Origin of the sequence: Enterobacter cancerogenus, from assembly GCF_019047785.1 — a bacterium.
GTDB classification, from domain to species: domain Bacteria; phylum Pseudomonadota; class Gammaproteobacteria; order Enterobacterales; family Enterobacteriaceae; genus Enterobacter; species Enterobacter cancerogenus.
In genome coordinates this window covers 867613-881380 of record NZ_CP077290.1, presented here as the reverse complement: position 1 = coordinate 881380, position 13768 = coordinate 867613, and the positions used below count along the sequence as shown (strand labels likewise).

Here is a 13768-nt window from a genome sequence, read left to right as displayed (position 1 = left end):
GGAGAGAAAGATGTATCCCGTTGACCTGCATATGCACACCGTCGCCAGCACTCACGCCTACAGCACCCTTCATGACTACATCGCGCAAGCAAAGCGTAAAGGCATCAAGCTGTTTGCCATTACCGATCACGGTCCTGATATGGCTGATGCACCGCACTACTGGCACTTCGTGAATATGCGTATCTGGCCACGCCTGGTGGATGGCGTCGGGATACTGCGCGGCATCGAAGCGAACATTAAGAATACCGACGGTGAAATTGACTGCACCGGCCCGATGCTGACCTCGCTGGATTTAATTATTGCCGGCTTCCATGAGCCGGTTTTTGCGCCGCAGGACAAAGAGACCAATACCGCGGCGATGATTGCCACCATTGCCAGCGGCAATGTGCATATCATCAGCCATCCGGGAAACCCGAAGTACCCTGTTGATATCGAGGCGGTTGCGCAGGCTGCGGCGAAACACCGCGTGGCGCTGGAGATAAACAACTCCTCTTTCGTTCACTCCCGCAAGGGCAGTGAAGCTAACTGCCGCAACATTGCTGCGGCGGTACGGGATGCTGGCGGCATGGTAGCCCTGGGATCCGATTCACACACGGCGTTTACCCTCGGCGATTTCAGCGAGTGCCTGAAGGTGCTGAATGACGTTGGGTTCCCGGAGGAGCGGATCCTGAATGTCACCCCGCGCCGCATGCTTGATTTTCTGGAATCGCGCGGAATGGCGCCGATCGATGAATTTGTCGACCTTTAATTACGTAACGGAATAAAAAAATGAATGAGTTTTCCATCCTCTGCCGCGTGCTGGGTACGCTCTATTATCGTCAGCCGCAGGATCCGCTGCTGGTTCCGCTCTTCACGCTGATTCGTGAAGGGAAGCTGGCGCAGAACTGGCCGCTGGAACAGGATGCGTTACTGGAGCGGCTGCAGAAGAGCTGCGATATGCAGCAGATTTCAACCGACTTCAATGCCCTGTTTGTGGGCGACGAGTGTCGCGTTTCGCCGTATCGCTCTGCGTGGCAGGAAGGCGCAACGGAAGCGGAAGTGCGCGCCTTTTTATCCGAGCGCGGTATGCCGCTGACGGATACCCCGGCCGACCACATCGGGACGCTGCTGCTGGCGGCCTCCTGGATTGAAGATCATGCGGGCGACGATGAAAATGACGCCATCCAGACCCTGTTTGAAGATTACCTGCTGCCGTGGTGTGGCACCTTCCTCGGCAAAGTGGAAGCACACGCGATGTCTCCTTTCTGGCGAACGCTGGCCCCGCTGACCCGTGACGCTATTGCCGCAATGTGGGATGAACTGGAAGAAGAGAACGAAGAGTGATCTGAATCACATAAATTCTGCAACGATACATTTCATCTTGCACATAATGTGCTCATGATCGCATTTTCATGGCGCGCTTCTGCTAATATGCGCGCCATGAACATATTACTCTGCATTGCACTTACAACAGGCATTCTCTCCGGGCTGTGGGGATGGGTGGCCGTGTCTCTCGGTTTGCTGAGCTGGGCCGGTTTCCTGGGCTGCACTGCCTATTTCGCCTGCCCTCAGGGCGGCCTGAAAGGGCTGTTTATCTCAGGCTGTACGTTGATGAGCGGTGTTGTCTGGGCGATGGTGATCATGAAGGGCAGCGCGCTGGCACCTCACCTTGAGATTCTGGGGTATGTCATGACGGGCGTGGTGGCCTTTTTGATGTGCGTTCAGGCGAAACATCTTCTGCTGTCGTTTGTCCCGGGTACCTTTATGGGCGCCTGCGCAACCTTTGCAGGGCAGGGTGACTGGCAGCTGGTGGTGCCATCGCTGGTGCTGGGCTTACTGTTTGGTTATGCGATGAAAAACAGCGGCCTCTGGCTGGCTGCCCGGCGGGAGCGAACGCAAAACGCCACGGCACTCAGTGAATAAAAAAAAGGCGAGATAACGTTCTCGCCTTTTTTATGCGCGTCGGATCAGGATTCCGGCGGAACGGACATTTCGCGGTATTTTACCAGAACCGGGTTTTTCGCTTCGGCCTTGTTCTGCAGATCCCACAGTCCGCGGTCGATCCCGTCGTTAATCAGGAAGATAACCCCCGTTTCGATGGCGGACATCAGACACATCATCACCGGTTCGTTAGAGGTATAGCCAATTTCACCCTCAAGCAAGCGCTGGTAGTCGATGAAGCGGAACACCCCAGCCTGCACCTCATACGAGAGGATGGTTTTGCTGGTGGTGACCGACGACAGCACTTCCCCGGTACTGACGTTGACCACGCGCAGGTTCACCGCTATTTGATCAAGTTGATACTGGGTATCTGCCCCAATACCAAAATAGCGCGCACCCACGCCGCCGGATTTAACGTTGCTTTCATAACCGATAATCGAGCCTTCGATCATGACGTTGGCTGCCGCCAGCGATTGCAGCGGCATACGGTTGTTATTCGCCACGGTGCCATTTTCCTGCGCGGCACGAATGATTTTACGCTCGTTCAGCAGGTTCTGTAGCCCCTGACGTTCCAGCGGAATAAACCAGCGTGAATCCTTCAGAGCGGTGACCAGCATCGCGGTGGCGCTTTGCGGCACAGCCGTAGAGAAGTTACTGGCCGGATAAGGCTTAAACTGTCCCGTTTCATCCTGAATATTGTAAACCGAGACGAATATCTTTCCGGTAGGCGACGGGAGATGCGTTAAATCACGATAGCTTTGGGCCCGAGGCATTAATGTCGGTTTTGCACCTTCTTTTGGCGGAGCAGTTAAACATCCGCTTAATAAGCACACTGCAACAATTAACAGGAAGCGCTGCATGGTCATTGTCCTTATTTCGTGGTTGTTTAGAAATCAGCGGCGTTATTTTGTAAACCGGACACCTGAATGGTGGATGTTTTCCCCGTTTTACGATCCGTCACGTTGAGCTGAAGCTGTCCGTCTTTATTGGCTATATCGACAATAAAGTCATTCGTCACCATTCGCCCGGGTTTACCGGTATTAATATTGGTGAGTAAGCCGCCTAAAATCTGTGACTGAATCGCCTGGGTGAAGTTGTCCAGCGCAGAGGGCGTGTCAACGCTGTAGTCCTCATAGCTGGGGTCTTTGTACGAGTTTTGAGCCTGAGCTTCGTTGAGCAGAAATGCCCCGTTGTTAGGGTTGCCACCAAAGTTAGGGTTACGAAACTGGAACGTCATATTCCCGGCCCAGCTTACAGGTGTAATAAGCATTAACGAAACCACTGCATATGCAATACGCATGACAGCCTCCGAATATTGGGTGACTAGAATTCGTCTTTTGCTAAATCGCGGGTGCTTAATAGCGCTTTATCTATTTGCAGGCGATTAATAGCGTCTTCAGTATGTGCCAGTGCTAAGTCAACGTTTTTATCGAAGTCTATTTTGGTGGGGAATAAAAATGTCTGGTAAATAACGTCCTGATTGGCCGTTATGGTTATCCAGCTTCCCCATCGTGCACTGGGCCGTTCGTTAATCGTGATATTTCCAGGATACGACGTGTCCCATTTATCGCTAAAAGCACGGTAAAAATTGTGCCCGACGGACGAGACGGTGTGGTCAGTTAACAGCCCGGGAACTTCAACCTCTACGGCCCGGAGGTTCCCGGCAGCGAGCAGAATGCCCGCTGCGGCAATCCAACTCAACGTGCGTTTCATGTTATTAACGCCTGAGGTTATCGTTTGCCCATGATACCGCCTGGGTCCGGTTTTTAACGGCTATCTTCTTGAAAAGATTATAAAGATGCGTCTTTACCGTATTTTCGCTGATAAATAACGAACGGGCGATTTCAATATTGGAGGCGCCTATGCGCAACTTGTTGAGGATCTCTTTCTCACGGTGAGTAAGAAGGGCAGATTCTGAACTGTTGTAGCGATAGTTTCCGGAATGGGTGATGAGATAGCTGGCAAGCTTCTGCGAAAAATAACATTCACCGCGCAATATCCCCTGCAACCCTTCAACGACACGGCCTTCCTCTTCAGTGACGTAAAAAACGCCATTGATATGCGGCCAGCTTTCAATGTCTCTGAACGGATACTCATCAGGGGTATTCAATAACAGCACACGGATATTATTGTTTTTCCTGCTTAAGTTATCTTGCCAGTAATGGATAAGCTTTTTATCCGCTTCCATCATATCGAGAAGAATGATGCTGCCTGAGGCAATATCATCAAAAGAGCGTTGAATATTGTGCAGTTTTCCGTTCAGTGCGAGCGATTGCTTTAAATGCTGTAATAAGGCGGTCGCTTGTAAAGAAGGCTTTGTGATCAACAGTAACGTATGATCCTGTAAACTATGGACTTCATTAAACATGATGAAACCCCACTTTTTAGGACACCTGGCAGCTGCCCTCTTAATTAAAAGAGGGCACCAGAAGTACTGACAGATGTTGCACTGCTGTGTGTAAAATCAGACCATAACCTCCAGCAGGAGGTAAATATAAAACGAATTGCTTACTTCTGATTTCAATCTAGCTATTACGAATTTTAAAGCAAGTGTTAATGATGTAACAAGATGTAAAAATAAATATTAATTTGTGAAATTCCAGGCGGAGAATTGTGAGGATTTGATAGGAAAGTTGTACAGAGTAATAATTATGGACAGTTTTTAAAAATCATACAAATAAATGTATCGCTATGATTTTAATGCGATATATTTATTGTTGCTCTCTGCTGTTAAGGTATGACTCAGCAAAAAAATCTACGCCTGAAAAATCCTTGGGAATCATCTTAAGAAAACACGCTTTGTGTCACGGCATGAACAAGATGTTGTTAAGCGAAACGGTAAACAGGCTCTGGATAAGGCCCGGCCGCGCGTTCTCCGGTGTTATGCAGGGCTTAACGGCGTCGCAGAATAAAAACTCACATTATCTGAACGCAGCGCTTTTTTGGCTTTATTTAATACTTTGAGGTGATGCCCTAAATAAAAATAAGCCGCGCGGGTGAGATATTTAAAATGTTTCGACGGACATACTCATCACCGTAACGACGCGTTAACAAAATGATGAATGAGTTAACACGAGGTCACATCACAGTGGGTATATAGCCAGGTCCAGGGTGACAACATGAAAAACAGTTCGTTATTTATGATGTTTACATTACTGGGAGTGCCTGGGTTTGTCACCGCGGCAGGTTCAGATTTAGCTCATACTGAATATAACTTCGCGGTGAATGAATTAAGTCGTTCCTCATTAAATCAGGCAGCCATTATTGGTCAGCAGGGCGTAAATAATGACGCTCAGGTTCGGCAGGGCGGTTCTAAATTACTGTCCGTTGTCTCCCAGGAAGGGACAGGAAACCGAGCGAGAGTTGATCAATCAGGGACTTATAACTTTGCCTATATCGCGCAGAGTGGCAGTTCGAACGATGCGAGTATTACGCAAGGGGCATTTGGTAACACGGCGATGATTATCCAGAAAGGCTCGGGTAATAAAGCCAATATTACGCAGTACGGTACGCAGAAAACCGCAGTTGTAGTGCAAAGACAGTCGCAAATGGCCATTCGCGTTATTCAACGCTAGCTGTTTCGCGGCGACTTTAATCAATCCGATGGGGGTTTACCATGAAATTTATCAAAGTGGCAGCACTTGCAGCAATCGTCGTTTCAGGTAGTGCTATGGCAGGTCTTATTAATCAAGGCGGCTGGGGTCATGGTGGCGGTCATAATAATAATGGTCCTGATTCAACCCTGAGCATTTACCAGTACGGTGGCGGTAACTCAGCTCTTGCACTGCAATCAGACGCCCGGGATTCTTCCCTGAGCATCAGCCAGAGCGGTGGCGGTAACGGCGCGGATGTCGGACAAGGTTCCGATGACAGCACCATTACCCTGACCCAGAACGGTTTCGGTAACAGCGCAACGCTCGATCAGTGGAATGGTAAAGACTCTACAATGACCGTGAGCCAGTTTGGTGGTGGTAACGGTGCGGCGGTTGATCAAACAGCTTCCGGCTCTACTGTGACTGTTCAGCAGGTTGGCTTCGGCAACAACGCGACAGCGCATCAGTATTAAGACAAACTTCAGTTCGACATAAAACAGGGCCTGCGCCCTGTTTTTTTTCGGGAGTTCATCATGCACACCTTAGTCCTCCTTGCTGCGCTCTCCAGCCAAATTACCTTCAAAACCTCGCAAGAGGGCGAGATGACCACCATCATTCCGCAGGTCACCCTGACGCACGCCTGTCTTTGTCAGGTACATATTGATTTTAGCCGCCATGGACTGGGGGGCAACAGCACCTCGACGCAGCGAAATACCTTAAACATTCCCGCCAATCAGCCGATAGATCTTTCACGCCTGAGCGTTAATATTCACGCCCTCGACTCGGTAACGCTTGTAGTTACTGTCTCCGACGGCGAATCGTTACATTTAACGCAACGCTGGCCGTCCTCTGAGTGATGACGTCATAATATTCATCAAATCAATAATTTGTGTGAGATGGCGCCACCCGGGAGTTATTACTATGATCATGAGAGCGGCGCTACGTGGCCGCAAGGGATCAGAGTGACGTTTTGGCTGTACCAAGGAACATATCAACCCCTCAAGGACGATTTATCATTGAGGAGCTACCGATGGCTGCGTCCATTTCCCGATTCATCTCTGGCATTGCTTTTATCTGTACCGCTGCGCTAACTCCCGCGATGGCGGCCACCACGGCGCAGGGCGGCGTGATCCACTTCCGCGGGCAGATCGTGGAAGACCCTTGCGTGGTAAACCCTCAACATCAGAAATTTGCGTTAACCTGCCCTCAAAACGGGCGGATGCAAACAACGCACATCAGTTATCAGGATGCCCTGGATGGACATCACACGTCTGCAAATACGGTGCAGGTCAGCATGAAGTACCTGGATCCAGAGAAGAAATTAGCGGTCGTTGAACTCGACTACCGTTGAGTCTTTCTTGCCCCCATCTCAGGCCGGGGGCCATTCAAATCCCTTTTTCATTGAATTCCCTCTGCTATACACTGAACCGAAAGGTGGAGAGCAGGGGGAAATATGAAACCACAAATAGAGATCGTCCTGGGCGATATCACCACGCTACGGGTTGACGTGATCGTCAACGCGGCAAATCCATCGTTAATGGGGGGCGGGGGTGTTGATGGTGCCATCCATCGGGCTGCCGGACCGCAGCTGCTTGAAGCCTGTAAGGTGGTGCGCCAGCAGCAGGGCGAGTGCCCGCCGGGGCATGCTGTCATTACGCTCGCGGGCGATTTGAACGCCAAAGCCGTCATCCACGCCGTGGGGCCTGTCTGGCACGGTGGAGACCGCAACGAGGCCAGCATACTGGAAGAGACCTACCGCAACTGCCTGCGCCTCGCGGCTGATAATGGCTATAACACCATGGCGTTTCCGGCCATCAGTACGGGCGTGTACGGCTATCCGAAAGCCGAGGCCGCCAGGATAGCCGTGAACACGGTTTACCACTATCTCTCGCTCAAGCCTGTGCCGGAGAAGGTCATTTTTGTCTGTTTTGATGAAGAGACGGCGCGTCTGTATGGGCAGATGCTGATCCAGCGCGAGCAGGAGTTAGGTATCGGATAAAAAAAGCGGCGCCAGATGGGCGCCGCTCTGCTATCAGGCTTTAACCTGCGGTTTGCCGGAGAAGAGGAAACGCAACAGCGGGATCCGCAGGTGGATCTCGTACAGCACAATCGCAATCCCTATCACAAAGACCAGCCCGGTAAAGAAGCCCACCGTATTCGAGGCAATGTGCGGGGTGATAAACGCCCCGAAGAACAGCGTTAACGGGTGATGCACCAGATAAATAAACAATGACGCATTGACGAAATAAGTGACGCGGCTGGATTTAAAATTCAGCAGGCGATGGCCCAGGGCGAATACCACGTTCACCATCCACAGCCCCATGAGCGTGGTAATCACGCTCTCGGTTTCATACATCCACGCGTCGCCGCTGCCGTAGCGTTGGTTCAGCAGATAGGCTGCAAACGCCAGCGCCGCGCCCGCCGCACACCACGGAGAAGGGGTCGTGAAGAGCGATTTCAGCTGCGGATAGATAAACGCCAGCGCCCCAATCAGGAAGAAGGGGAGGTAGAACAGCGTTTGCATAACGACGAAATTAAACAGCCCGTCGCTCAGAATCGGTGGGTAGACGATAAACAACGTGCGTCTGATGGCGGCATAGATTATGCCCAGCACCAGAAAGAGCAGCGACAGTTTGCCGAGGGTAATGTTGGCAAAGAACGCATCGGATTTTTCGCTGACGTGGCGGCGCAGCCGGGAAAAGATCACCAGACTCACCGTAGTGAGCACGACCAGCACCAGCAGGAACCAGAGGTGAGAAACAAGTTCCCAGACCAGGGTGTTGTACTTCTCATACAGCGAAAGCGTAGGCCAGTTTGCCGCCTTACCGTTGACATACTGCAGCATAATAAATTGCGGCAGCGTAAGCAGGGGAATGGCGGTTAACATCGGGATGCCCACGCGCTCCACGCGCACCTTCCACCAGCGCTTAAGCGGATAGCGCAGGAAAAGCATGTAGGAGAAGTAGCCCGAGATGACGAAAAACACCTGCATACGGAAGGCGTGAATAAAGTCATTAAACAGCGTAAGCCACCAGGAAGGTGCAAGGCTGTTAACGTGCCAGGTGTGGCTCGAGTAAATCAGTGAAATATGGAACGGGATCCCTAAGAGCATCAACCATGCCCGGATCGAGTCGAGGAAATATTCGCGTTGTACGGGTGTTGTGCTCATATAACTTTGTGCATTCTCAGACTTTTCGCCTTATCCCTAAGACTCATAATGGTTACATTCGGAGCCAACCCTACACCAAGACCGACACCCTGTCTCCAGGATAAGCACGCAAAGTGAAAAGCGGGTTCTTTCATTTGCTTAATCCATGAGCCAGCGAGCTGAACAAAGCAGTGATAATGTTGTCGGATTGCCTGAGTTTCCATTAAAATGGATCGGATCGATATAAGCACACAAAGGGGGAAGTGCTTACTTATTATGAAACATAAACAACAAATGATGAAAATGCGTTGGTTGGGTGCTGCAGTGGTGTTATCACTGTATACCTCATCGGCTCTGGCCTTTAACATCGATGACGTCGCAAAACAGGCAAAATCGATGGCGGGGAAGAGCTACGAAGCGCCGAAAAGTAACTTGCCCTCCGTTTTCCGCGACATGAAATACGCGGACTATCAGCAGATCCAGTTCAACCATGACAAAGCGTACTGGAACAACATTAAAACCCCGTTCAAGCTTGAGTTTTATCACCAGGGTATGTATTTCGACACCCCTGTTGCCATCAATGAAGTGACGGCGACCGCGGTCCGTAAAATCAAGTACAGCCCGGATTATTTCAATTTTGGCGACGTACAGCACGACAAAGACACGGTGAAAGACCTCGGCTTCGCAGGCTTCAAGGTGCTTTACCCGATCAACAGCAAAGATAAAAACGACGAAATCGTCAGCATGCTGGGCGCCAGCTACTTCCGCGTGATTGGCGCAGGGCAGGTGTACGGGCTTTCCGCGCGTGGCCTGGCCATTGATACGGCATTGCCATCCGGTGAAGAGTTCCCGCGTTTTCGCGAGTTCTGGATCGAACGTCCTAAACCTACGGACAAACGTCTGACGATTTATGCGCTGCTGGACTCCCCTCGTGCGACCGGCGCTTATCGCTTCGTGATCATGCCGGGCCGTGACACGGTTGTTGACGTGCAGTCCAAAGTGTACCTGCGCGATAAAGTAGGCAAGCTGGGCGTGGCACCGCTGACCAGCATGTTCCTGTTCGGCCCTAACCAGCCGTCTCCGGCAACCAACTTCCGCCCTGAGCTGCACGACTCCAACGGTCTCTCCATCCATGCCGGTAACGGCGAATGGATCTGGCGTCCGCTGAACAACCCGAAACATCTGGCCGTCAGCAGTTTCGCTATGGAAAACCCGCAGGGCTTCGGTCTGCTGCAGCGTGGCCGTCAGTTCTCTCGCTTTGAGGATCTGGACGACCGTTACGACCTGCGCCCAAGCGCCTGGGTAACGCCGAAAGGTGACTGGGGCAAAGGCAAAGTCGAGCTGGTTGAAATTCCAACCAACGATGAAACCAACGACAACATCGTCGCTTACTGGACGCCGGATCAGCTGCCGGAAGCCGGTAAAGAGATGAACTTCAAGTACGCGATTACCTTCAGCCGTGACGAAGATAAACTGCACGCGCCGGACAATGCGTATGTGATGCAGACGCGTCGCTCTACGGGCGATGTGAAGCAATCTAACCTTATCCGTCAGCCGGACGGCACCGTCGCGTTTGTGGTGGATTTCACCGGCCAGGACATGAAAAAACTGTCCCCGGATACCGCAGTGACCGCCCAGGCCAGCATCGGTGATAACGGTGAGATTGTGGAAAATGCTGTGCGTTATAACCCGGTAACCAAAGGGTGGCGTTTAACCCTGCGTGTGAAAGTGAAAGATCCGAAACAGACCACTGAAATGCGTGCTGCGCTGGTCAGTGAAGATCAGCCACTGAGCGAAACCTGGAGCTATCAGCTACCTGCCAATGAATAATACAACTGAATATATTGATGCGATGCCGCTGACGGATATTGAAAAAGCGGCACTGCCCAGGAGCGACATTCAGGCGGTGCATGCCGCCCTGGATGGTGAACATCGTCACTTTACCCGTGAGGATGATTCACCGCTCGGGTCAGTCAAAATGCGTCTGGAGCGCACGTGGCCGGACTCGCTGGCAGAAGGTCAACTGATTAAGGACGATGAAGGGCGCGACCAGCTTCAGGCAATGCCGAAAGCAACGCGTTCCTCGATGTTCCCCGATCCCTGGCGCACCAACCCGGTGGGCCGCTTCTGGGATCGCCTGCGCGGGCGTGAAGTTACGCCGCGCTATCTGTCCCGTTTGACCAAAGAAGAGCAGGCCTCTGAGCAGAAATGGCGTACCGTGGGTACGCTGCGCCGCTATACCTTGCTGCTGCTGACGCTGGCGCAGACGGTCGTTGCGACGTGGTACATGAAGACGATCCTGCCTTATCAGGGCTGGGCGCTGATTAACCCTGCTGACATGATAGGCCAGGATATCTGGGTCTCCTTTATGCAGCTGCTGCCGTATATTCTGCAGAGCGGCATCCTCCTGCTGTTCGCCGTGTTGTTCTGCTGGGTATCGGCCGGGTTCTGGACCGCGCTGATGGGCTTCCTGCAGCTGCTGATGGGCCGCGACAAATACAGCATTTCCGCGTCGACGGTCGGGGATGAACCCCTGAATCCCGAGCATCGTACCGCGCTGATTATGCCTATCTGTAACGAAGACGTTGACCGCGTATTCGCGGGTCTTCGCGCCACCTGGGAGTCCGTTAAGGCGACCGGTAACGCGGCGCATTTCGACGTCTACATTCTTAGCGACAGCTACAACCCCGATATCTGCGTGGCAGAGCAAAAAGCCTGGATGGAGCTGATTGCGGAAGTGCAGGGCGAAGGGCAGATCTTCTATCGCCGTCGTCGTCGTCGCGTGAAGCGTAAAAGCGGTAACATCGATGACTTCTGCCGTCGCTGGGGTAACCAGTACAGCTACATGGTGGTTCTGGATGCTGACTCGGTGATGAGCGGCGACTGTCTGAGCGGCCTGGTTCGCCTGATGGAAGCTAACCCGAATGCCGGGATTATTCAGTCCTCGCCAAAAGCGTCGGGAATGGACACGCTGTACGCACGCTGCCAGCAGTTTGCGACGCGGGTTTACGGGCCGCTGTTTACCGCGGGTCTGCACTTCTGGCAACTGGGTGAATCCCACTACTGGGGTCACAACGCCATTATCCGCGTGAAGCCGTTTATCGAGCACTGTGCGCTTGCGCCGCTGCCGGGCGAAGGCTCCTTCGCAGGCTCTATCCTGTCGCATGACTTTGTTGAAGCCGCGCTGATGCGCCGTGCAGGGTGGGGCGTCTGGATCGCCTACGATCTGCCAGGCTCCTACGAAGAATTGCCGCCGAACCTGCTGGATGAACTGAAGCGTGACCGCCGCTGGTGTCACGGTAACCTGATGAACTTCCGCCTGTTCCTGGTGAAAGGGATGCACCCGGTTCACCGTGCGGTCTTCCTGACGGGCGTGATGTCTTATCTGTCTGCACCGCTGTGGTTTATGTTCCTGGCGCTGTCGACGGCGTTGCAGGTTGTCCACGCGCTGACGGAACCGCAATACTTCCTGCAACCGCGCCAGCTGTTCCCGGTGTGGCCGCAGTGGCGTCCGGAACTGGCGATTGCGCTGTTTGCGTCGACCATGGTGCTGCTGTTCCTGCCAAAACTGCTCAGTATTGTGCTGATCTGGTGTAAAGGCTCTAAAGAGTACGGTGGCTTCTGCCGCGTGACGCTGTCGCTGCTGCTGGAAGTGCTGTTCTCCGTCCTGCTGGCACCGGTACGTATGCTCTTCCACACCGTATTTGTGGTGAGCGCGTTCCTGGGCTGGGAAGTGGTCTGGAACTCGCCGCAGCGTGACGATGACTCCACGCCGTGGAGCGAAGCCTTTATGCGTCACGGTTCGCAGCTGCTGCTGGGGCTGGTGTGGGCGGCCGGGATGGCGTGGCTGGATCTGCGTTTCCTGTTCTGGCTGGCCCCGATTGTCTTCTCCCTGATCCTGTCGCCGTTTGTGTCGGTGATCTCCAGCCGCTCAACGGTTGGCCTGCGCACTAAACGCTGGAAGCTGTTCCTGATCCCGGAAGAGTATTCCCCGCCGCAGGTGCTGGTGGATACCGACCGTTATCTCGAGCTGAACCGCAGCCGCTCGCTGGCAGATGGCTTTATGCACGCGGTGTTTAACCCGTCGTTTAACGCCCTGGCCACCGCAATGGCTACCGCGCGTCACCGTGCCAGCCATGTACTGGAGATTGCCCGCGATCGTCACGTTGAGCAGGCGCTGAACGAGACGCCGGAGAAACTCAACCGCGACCGTCGTCTGGTGCTGCTGAGCGATCCGGTAACAATGGCGCGCCTGCACTATCGCGTCTGGTCTGCGCCGGAGAGATACTCGTCGTGGGTGAGCCACTACAATGAGCTGAAACTGAATCCGCTGGCACTGAAGGCGAAGTAACTGCTTCTTTGCCCGGCGGCGTGACGTTTGCACGGGCCTACACATAAACGTAGGGCGGGTAAGCGAAGCGCCACCCACTAAATAAAATACCGGCTTAATCGCCGGTATTTTTTATGAGGTAAGGCATGAAAATAATCGCAGTGGTGGTCATGGCGATGCTGCTCAGCGGCTGCGGCAGCATCATCAGCCGTACCATTCCCGGGCAGGGCCACGGGAATCAGTATTACCCCGGCGTCCAGTGGGATGTTCGCGACTCAGCGTGGCGTTACCTTACGGTGCTCGATCTGCCGTTCTCGCTGATCTTCGACACGCTGCTGCTGCCCATTGACGCCAGCCACGGCCCGTACGAATAAGCGTTAATTAACGCTCGTCCCACTCATCCGCTGCGGCCTGGCCCTCTTCGGTATCCAGCGGCGGTTCGAGCTGAAACTCACCTTCATCCCATTCGTGCAGCGTATTCTCTTCAAGCCACTCCTGACGCAGTTCGATTTCATCGTAGTCGCCGTCAAAGACAGCCTGCGCACCTTCACCACTCAACACCGGCAAACATTCACCGTCCTGGCCATCATCGGCAAAGAACTCGGCCTGCCACATAATATCGCCGTCCTGCAGCACATATTTTTGAATGTTGAGCTGTTGCACGTCAGCATCTTCTTCCTCAAGGCCGGGTTTATCGGCGAGGAACTCTTCGCGAGCGGCATCAATAGCTTCTTCCAGCGTGGCGTACATGGTCATCGGTGTCTCCCTGTTTTTCGA

At 53.2% G+C, this 13768-nt stretch carries 17 protein-coding genes; 11 read left to right on the top strand and 6 right to left on the bottom strand.

Annotation, left to right across the window (positions count from 1 at the left end):
- The first annotated feature begins 10 nt into the window (after nucleotides 1-10).
- The 3 genes from I6L58_RS04175 to I6L58_RS04165 all read left to right on the top strand — a co-directional run bounded on the left by I6L58_RS04175 (nucleotide 11) and on the right by I6L58_RS04165 (nucleotide 1902).
- Complete coding sequence (locus I6L58_RS04175) at nucleotides 11-748, top strand: phosphatase (RefSeq protein WP_006174623.1); 738 nt, start codon at nucleotides 11-13, stop codon at nucleotides 746-748.
- Nucleotides 749-768: 20 nt separating this feature from the next.
- Nucleotides 769-1323 (top strand): TorD/DmsD family molecular chaperone, encoded by a 555-nt coding sequence (locus tag I6L58_RS04170; RefSeq protein WP_088207522.1) that lies wholly within the window; start codon nucleotides 769-771, stop codon nucleotides 1321-1323.
- Nucleotides 1324-1419: 96 nt separating this feature from the next.
- A complete protein-coding gene (locus I6L58_RS04165) occupies nucleotides 1420-1902 on the top strand; it encodes a DUF1097 domain-containing protein (RefSeq protein ID WP_072208775.1) in 483 nt (160 codons plus the stop codon).
- A gap of 44 nt (nucleotides 1903-1946) precedes the next feature.
- On the opposite strand, the gene csgG is transcribed toward I6L58_RS04165, so the two are convergent.
- The 4 genes from csgG to csgD are packed head-to-tail and all read right to left on the bottom strand — an operon-like array spanning nucleotide 1947 to nucleotide 4288.
- Nucleotides 1947-2780 carry a curli production assembly/transport protein CsgG gene (csgG, locus tag I6L58_RS04160; RefSeq protein ID WP_042319504.1) on the bottom strand — a complete coding sequence of 278 codons (834 nt, stop codon included), beginning with the start codon at nucleotides 2778-2780 and terminating at the stop codon, nucleotides 1947-1949.
- A 26-nt stretch (nucleotides 2781-2806) separates the two neighbouring features.
- On the bottom strand, nucleotides 2807-3220 hold the full coding sequence (gene csgF / locus I6L58_RS04155; protein WP_042319506.1) for a curli production assembly/transport protein CsgF: 414 nt from the start codon (nucleotides 3218-3220) through the stop codon (nucleotides 2807-2809).
- A gap of 23 nt (nucleotides 3221-3243) precedes the next feature.
- Nucleotides 3244-3633 carry a curli production assembly/transport protein CsgE gene (csgE, locus tag I6L58_RS04150; RefSeq protein ID WP_006174628.1) on the bottom strand — a complete coding sequence of 130 codons (390 nt, stop codon included), beginning with the start codon at nucleotides 3631-3633 and terminating at the stop codon, nucleotides 3244-3246.
- Nucleotides 3634-3637: 4 nt separating this feature from the next.
- Nucleotides 3638-4288, bottom strand: coding sequence for a biofilm master transcriptional regulator CsgD (csgD, locus tag I6L58_RS04145; RefSeq protein WP_058609168.1), 651 nt, complete (start codon nucleotides 4286-4288; stop codon nucleotides 3638-3640).
- A 751-nt stretch (nucleotides 4289-5039) separates the two neighbouring features.
- On the opposite strand from csgD, the gene csgB reads away from it, so the two are divergent.
- From csgB to ymdB, 5 genes are all read left to right on the top strand, one after another.
- A complete protein-coding gene (gene csgB / locus I6L58_RS04140) occupies nucleotides 5040-5495 on the top strand; it encodes a curli minor subunit CsgB (protein WP_088207521.1) in 456 nt (151 codons plus the stop codon).
- 41 nt (nucleotides 5496-5536) lie between these two features.
- The gene (gene csgA / locus I6L58_RS04135) at nucleotides 5537-5986 is read left to right on the top strand and encodes a curli major subunit CsgA (protein WP_006174632.1); all 450 of its coding nucleotides are present in this window, start codon (nucleotides 5537-5539) and stop codon (nucleotides 5984-5986) included.
- Between the two features lie 60 nt (nucleotides 5987-6046).
- A complete protein-coding gene (gene csgC, locus I6L58_RS04130) occupies nucleotides 6047-6370 on the top strand; it encodes a curli assembly chaperone CsgC (protein WP_058609166.1) in 324 nt (107 codons plus the stop codon).
- Between the two features lie 173 nt (nucleotides 6371-6543).
- Entirely contained in the window at nucleotides 6544-6864 is a 321-nt protein-coding gene (locus tag I6L58_RS04125; RefSeq protein WP_006174634.1) for a fimbrial protein, read from the top strand.
- A gap of 102 nt (nucleotides 6865-6966) precedes the next feature.
- Complete coding sequence (gene ymdB, locus I6L58_RS04120; protein WP_088207520.1) at nucleotides 6967-7512, top strand: O-acetyl-ADP-ribose deacetylase; 546 nt, start codon at nucleotides 6967-6969, stop codon at nucleotides 7510-7512.
- 33 nt (nucleotides 7513-7545) lie between these two features.
- Here the strand turns inward: ymdB and mdoC are convergent, their stop codons facing one another.
- A complete protein-coding gene (mdoC, locus tag I6L58_RS04115; protein ID WP_088207519.1) occupies nucleotides 7546-8682 on the bottom strand; it encodes a glucans biosynthesis protein MdoC in 1137 nt (378 codons plus the stop codon).
- Nucleotides 8683-8955: 273 nt separating this feature from the next.
- On the opposite strand from mdoC, the gene mdoG reads away from it, so the two are divergent.
- The 3 genes from mdoG to I6L58_RS04100 all read left to right on the top strand — a co-directional run bounded on the left by mdoG (nucleotide 8956) and on the right by I6L58_RS04100 (nucleotide 13365).
- Nucleotides 8956-10491: a glucans biosynthesis protein MdoG gene (gene mdoG / locus I6L58_RS04110; RefSeq protein ID WP_167519807.1), complete on the top strand. Its 1536-nt coding sequence runs from the start codon at nucleotides 8956-8958 to the stop codon at nucleotides 10489-10491.
- The gene (gene mdoH / locus I6L58_RS04105; RefSeq protein WP_058609164.1) at nucleotides 10484-13012 is read left to right on the top strand and encodes a glucans biosynthesis glucosyltransferase MdoH; all 2529 of its coding nucleotides are present in this window, start codon (nucleotides 10484-10486) and stop codon (nucleotides 13010-13012) included. Before mdoG ends, mdoH begins: the two co-directional genes overlap by 8 nt.
- A 125-nt stretch (nucleotides 13013-13137) precedes the next feature.
- A complete protein-coding gene (locus I6L58_RS04100) occupies nucleotides 13138-13365 on the top strand; it encodes a YceK/YidQ family lipoprotein (RefSeq protein WP_006174640.1) in 228 nt (75 codons plus the stop codon).
- A gap of 7 nt (nucleotides 13366-13372) precedes the next feature.
- On the opposite strand, the gene I6L58_RS04095 is transcribed toward I6L58_RS04100, so the two are convergent.
- Nucleotides 13373-13747, bottom strand: coding sequence for a MysB family protein (locus I6L58_RS04095; protein WP_006174641.1), 375 nt, complete (start codon nucleotides 13745-13747; stop codon nucleotides 13373-13375).
- Nucleotides 13748-13768 lie beyond the last annotated feature (21 nt).

Bases quoted from the DNA above. Each gene is read 5' to 3' on its own strand.
- csgG (WP_042319504.1), bottom strand. From the start codon at position 2,780: ATGCAGCGCTTCCTGTTAATTGTTGCAGTGTGCTTATTAAGCGGATGT.
- csgB (WP_088207521.1), top strand. From the start codon at position 5,040: ATGAAAAACAGTTCGTTATTTATGATGTTTACATTACTGGGAGTGCCT.
- I6L58_RS04170 (WP_088207522.1), top strand. From the start codon at position 769: ATGAATGAGTTTTCCATCCTCTGCCGCGTGCTGGGTACGCTCTATTAT.
- mdoG (WP_167519807.1), top strand. From the start codon at position 8,956: ATGATGAAAATGCGTTGGTTGGGTGCTGCAGTGGTGTTATCACTGTAT.
- I6L58_RS04095 (WP_006174641.1), bottom strand. From the start codon at position 13,747: ATGACCATGTACGCCACGCTGGAAGAAGCTATTGATGCCGCTCGCGAA.
- csgF (WP_042319506.1), bottom strand. From the start codon at position 3,220: ATGCGTATTGCATATGCAGTGGTTTCGTTAATGCTTATTACACCTGTA.
- mdoH (WP_058609164.1), top strand. From the start codon at position 10,484: ATGAATAATACAACTGAATATATTGATGCGATGCCGCTGACGGATATT.
- csgA (WP_006174632.1), top strand. From the start codon at position 5,537: ATGAAATTTATCAAAGTGGCAGCACTTGCAGCAATCGTCGTTTCAGGT.
- I6L58_RS04125 (WP_006174634.1), top strand. From the start codon at position 6,544: ATGGCTGCGTCCATTTCCCGATTCATCTCTGGCATTGCTTTTATCTGT.
- I6L58_RS04100 (WP_006174640.1), top strand. From the start codon at position 13,138: ATGAAAATAATCGCAGTGGTGGTCATGGCGATGCTGCTCAGCGGCTGC.
- csgC (WP_058609166.1), top strand. From the start codon at position 6,047: ATGCACACCTTAGTCCTCCTTGCTGCGCTCTCCAGCCAAATTACCTTC.
- csgD (WP_058609168.1), bottom strand. From the start codon at position 4,288: ATGTTTAATGAAGTCCATAGTTTACAGGATCATACGTTACTGTTGATC.
- mdoC (WP_088207519.1), bottom strand. From the start codon at position 8,682: ATGAGCACAACACCCGTACAACGCGAATATTTCCTCGACTCGATCCGG.
- ymdB (WP_088207520.1), top strand. From the start codon at position 6,967: ATGAAACCACAAATAGAGATCGTCCTGGGCGATATCACCACGCTACGG.
- I6L58_RS04165 (WP_072208775.1), top strand. From the start codon at position 1,420: ATGAACATATTACTCTGCATTGCACTTACAACAGGCATTCTCTCCGGG.
- I6L58_RS04175 (WP_006174623.1), top strand. From the start codon at position 11: ATGTATCCCGTTGACCTGCATATGCACACCGTCGCCAGCACTCACGCC.
- csgE (WP_006174628.1), bottom strand. From the start codon at position 3,633: ATGAAACGCACGTTGAGTTGGATTGCCGCAGCGGGCATTCTGCTCGCT.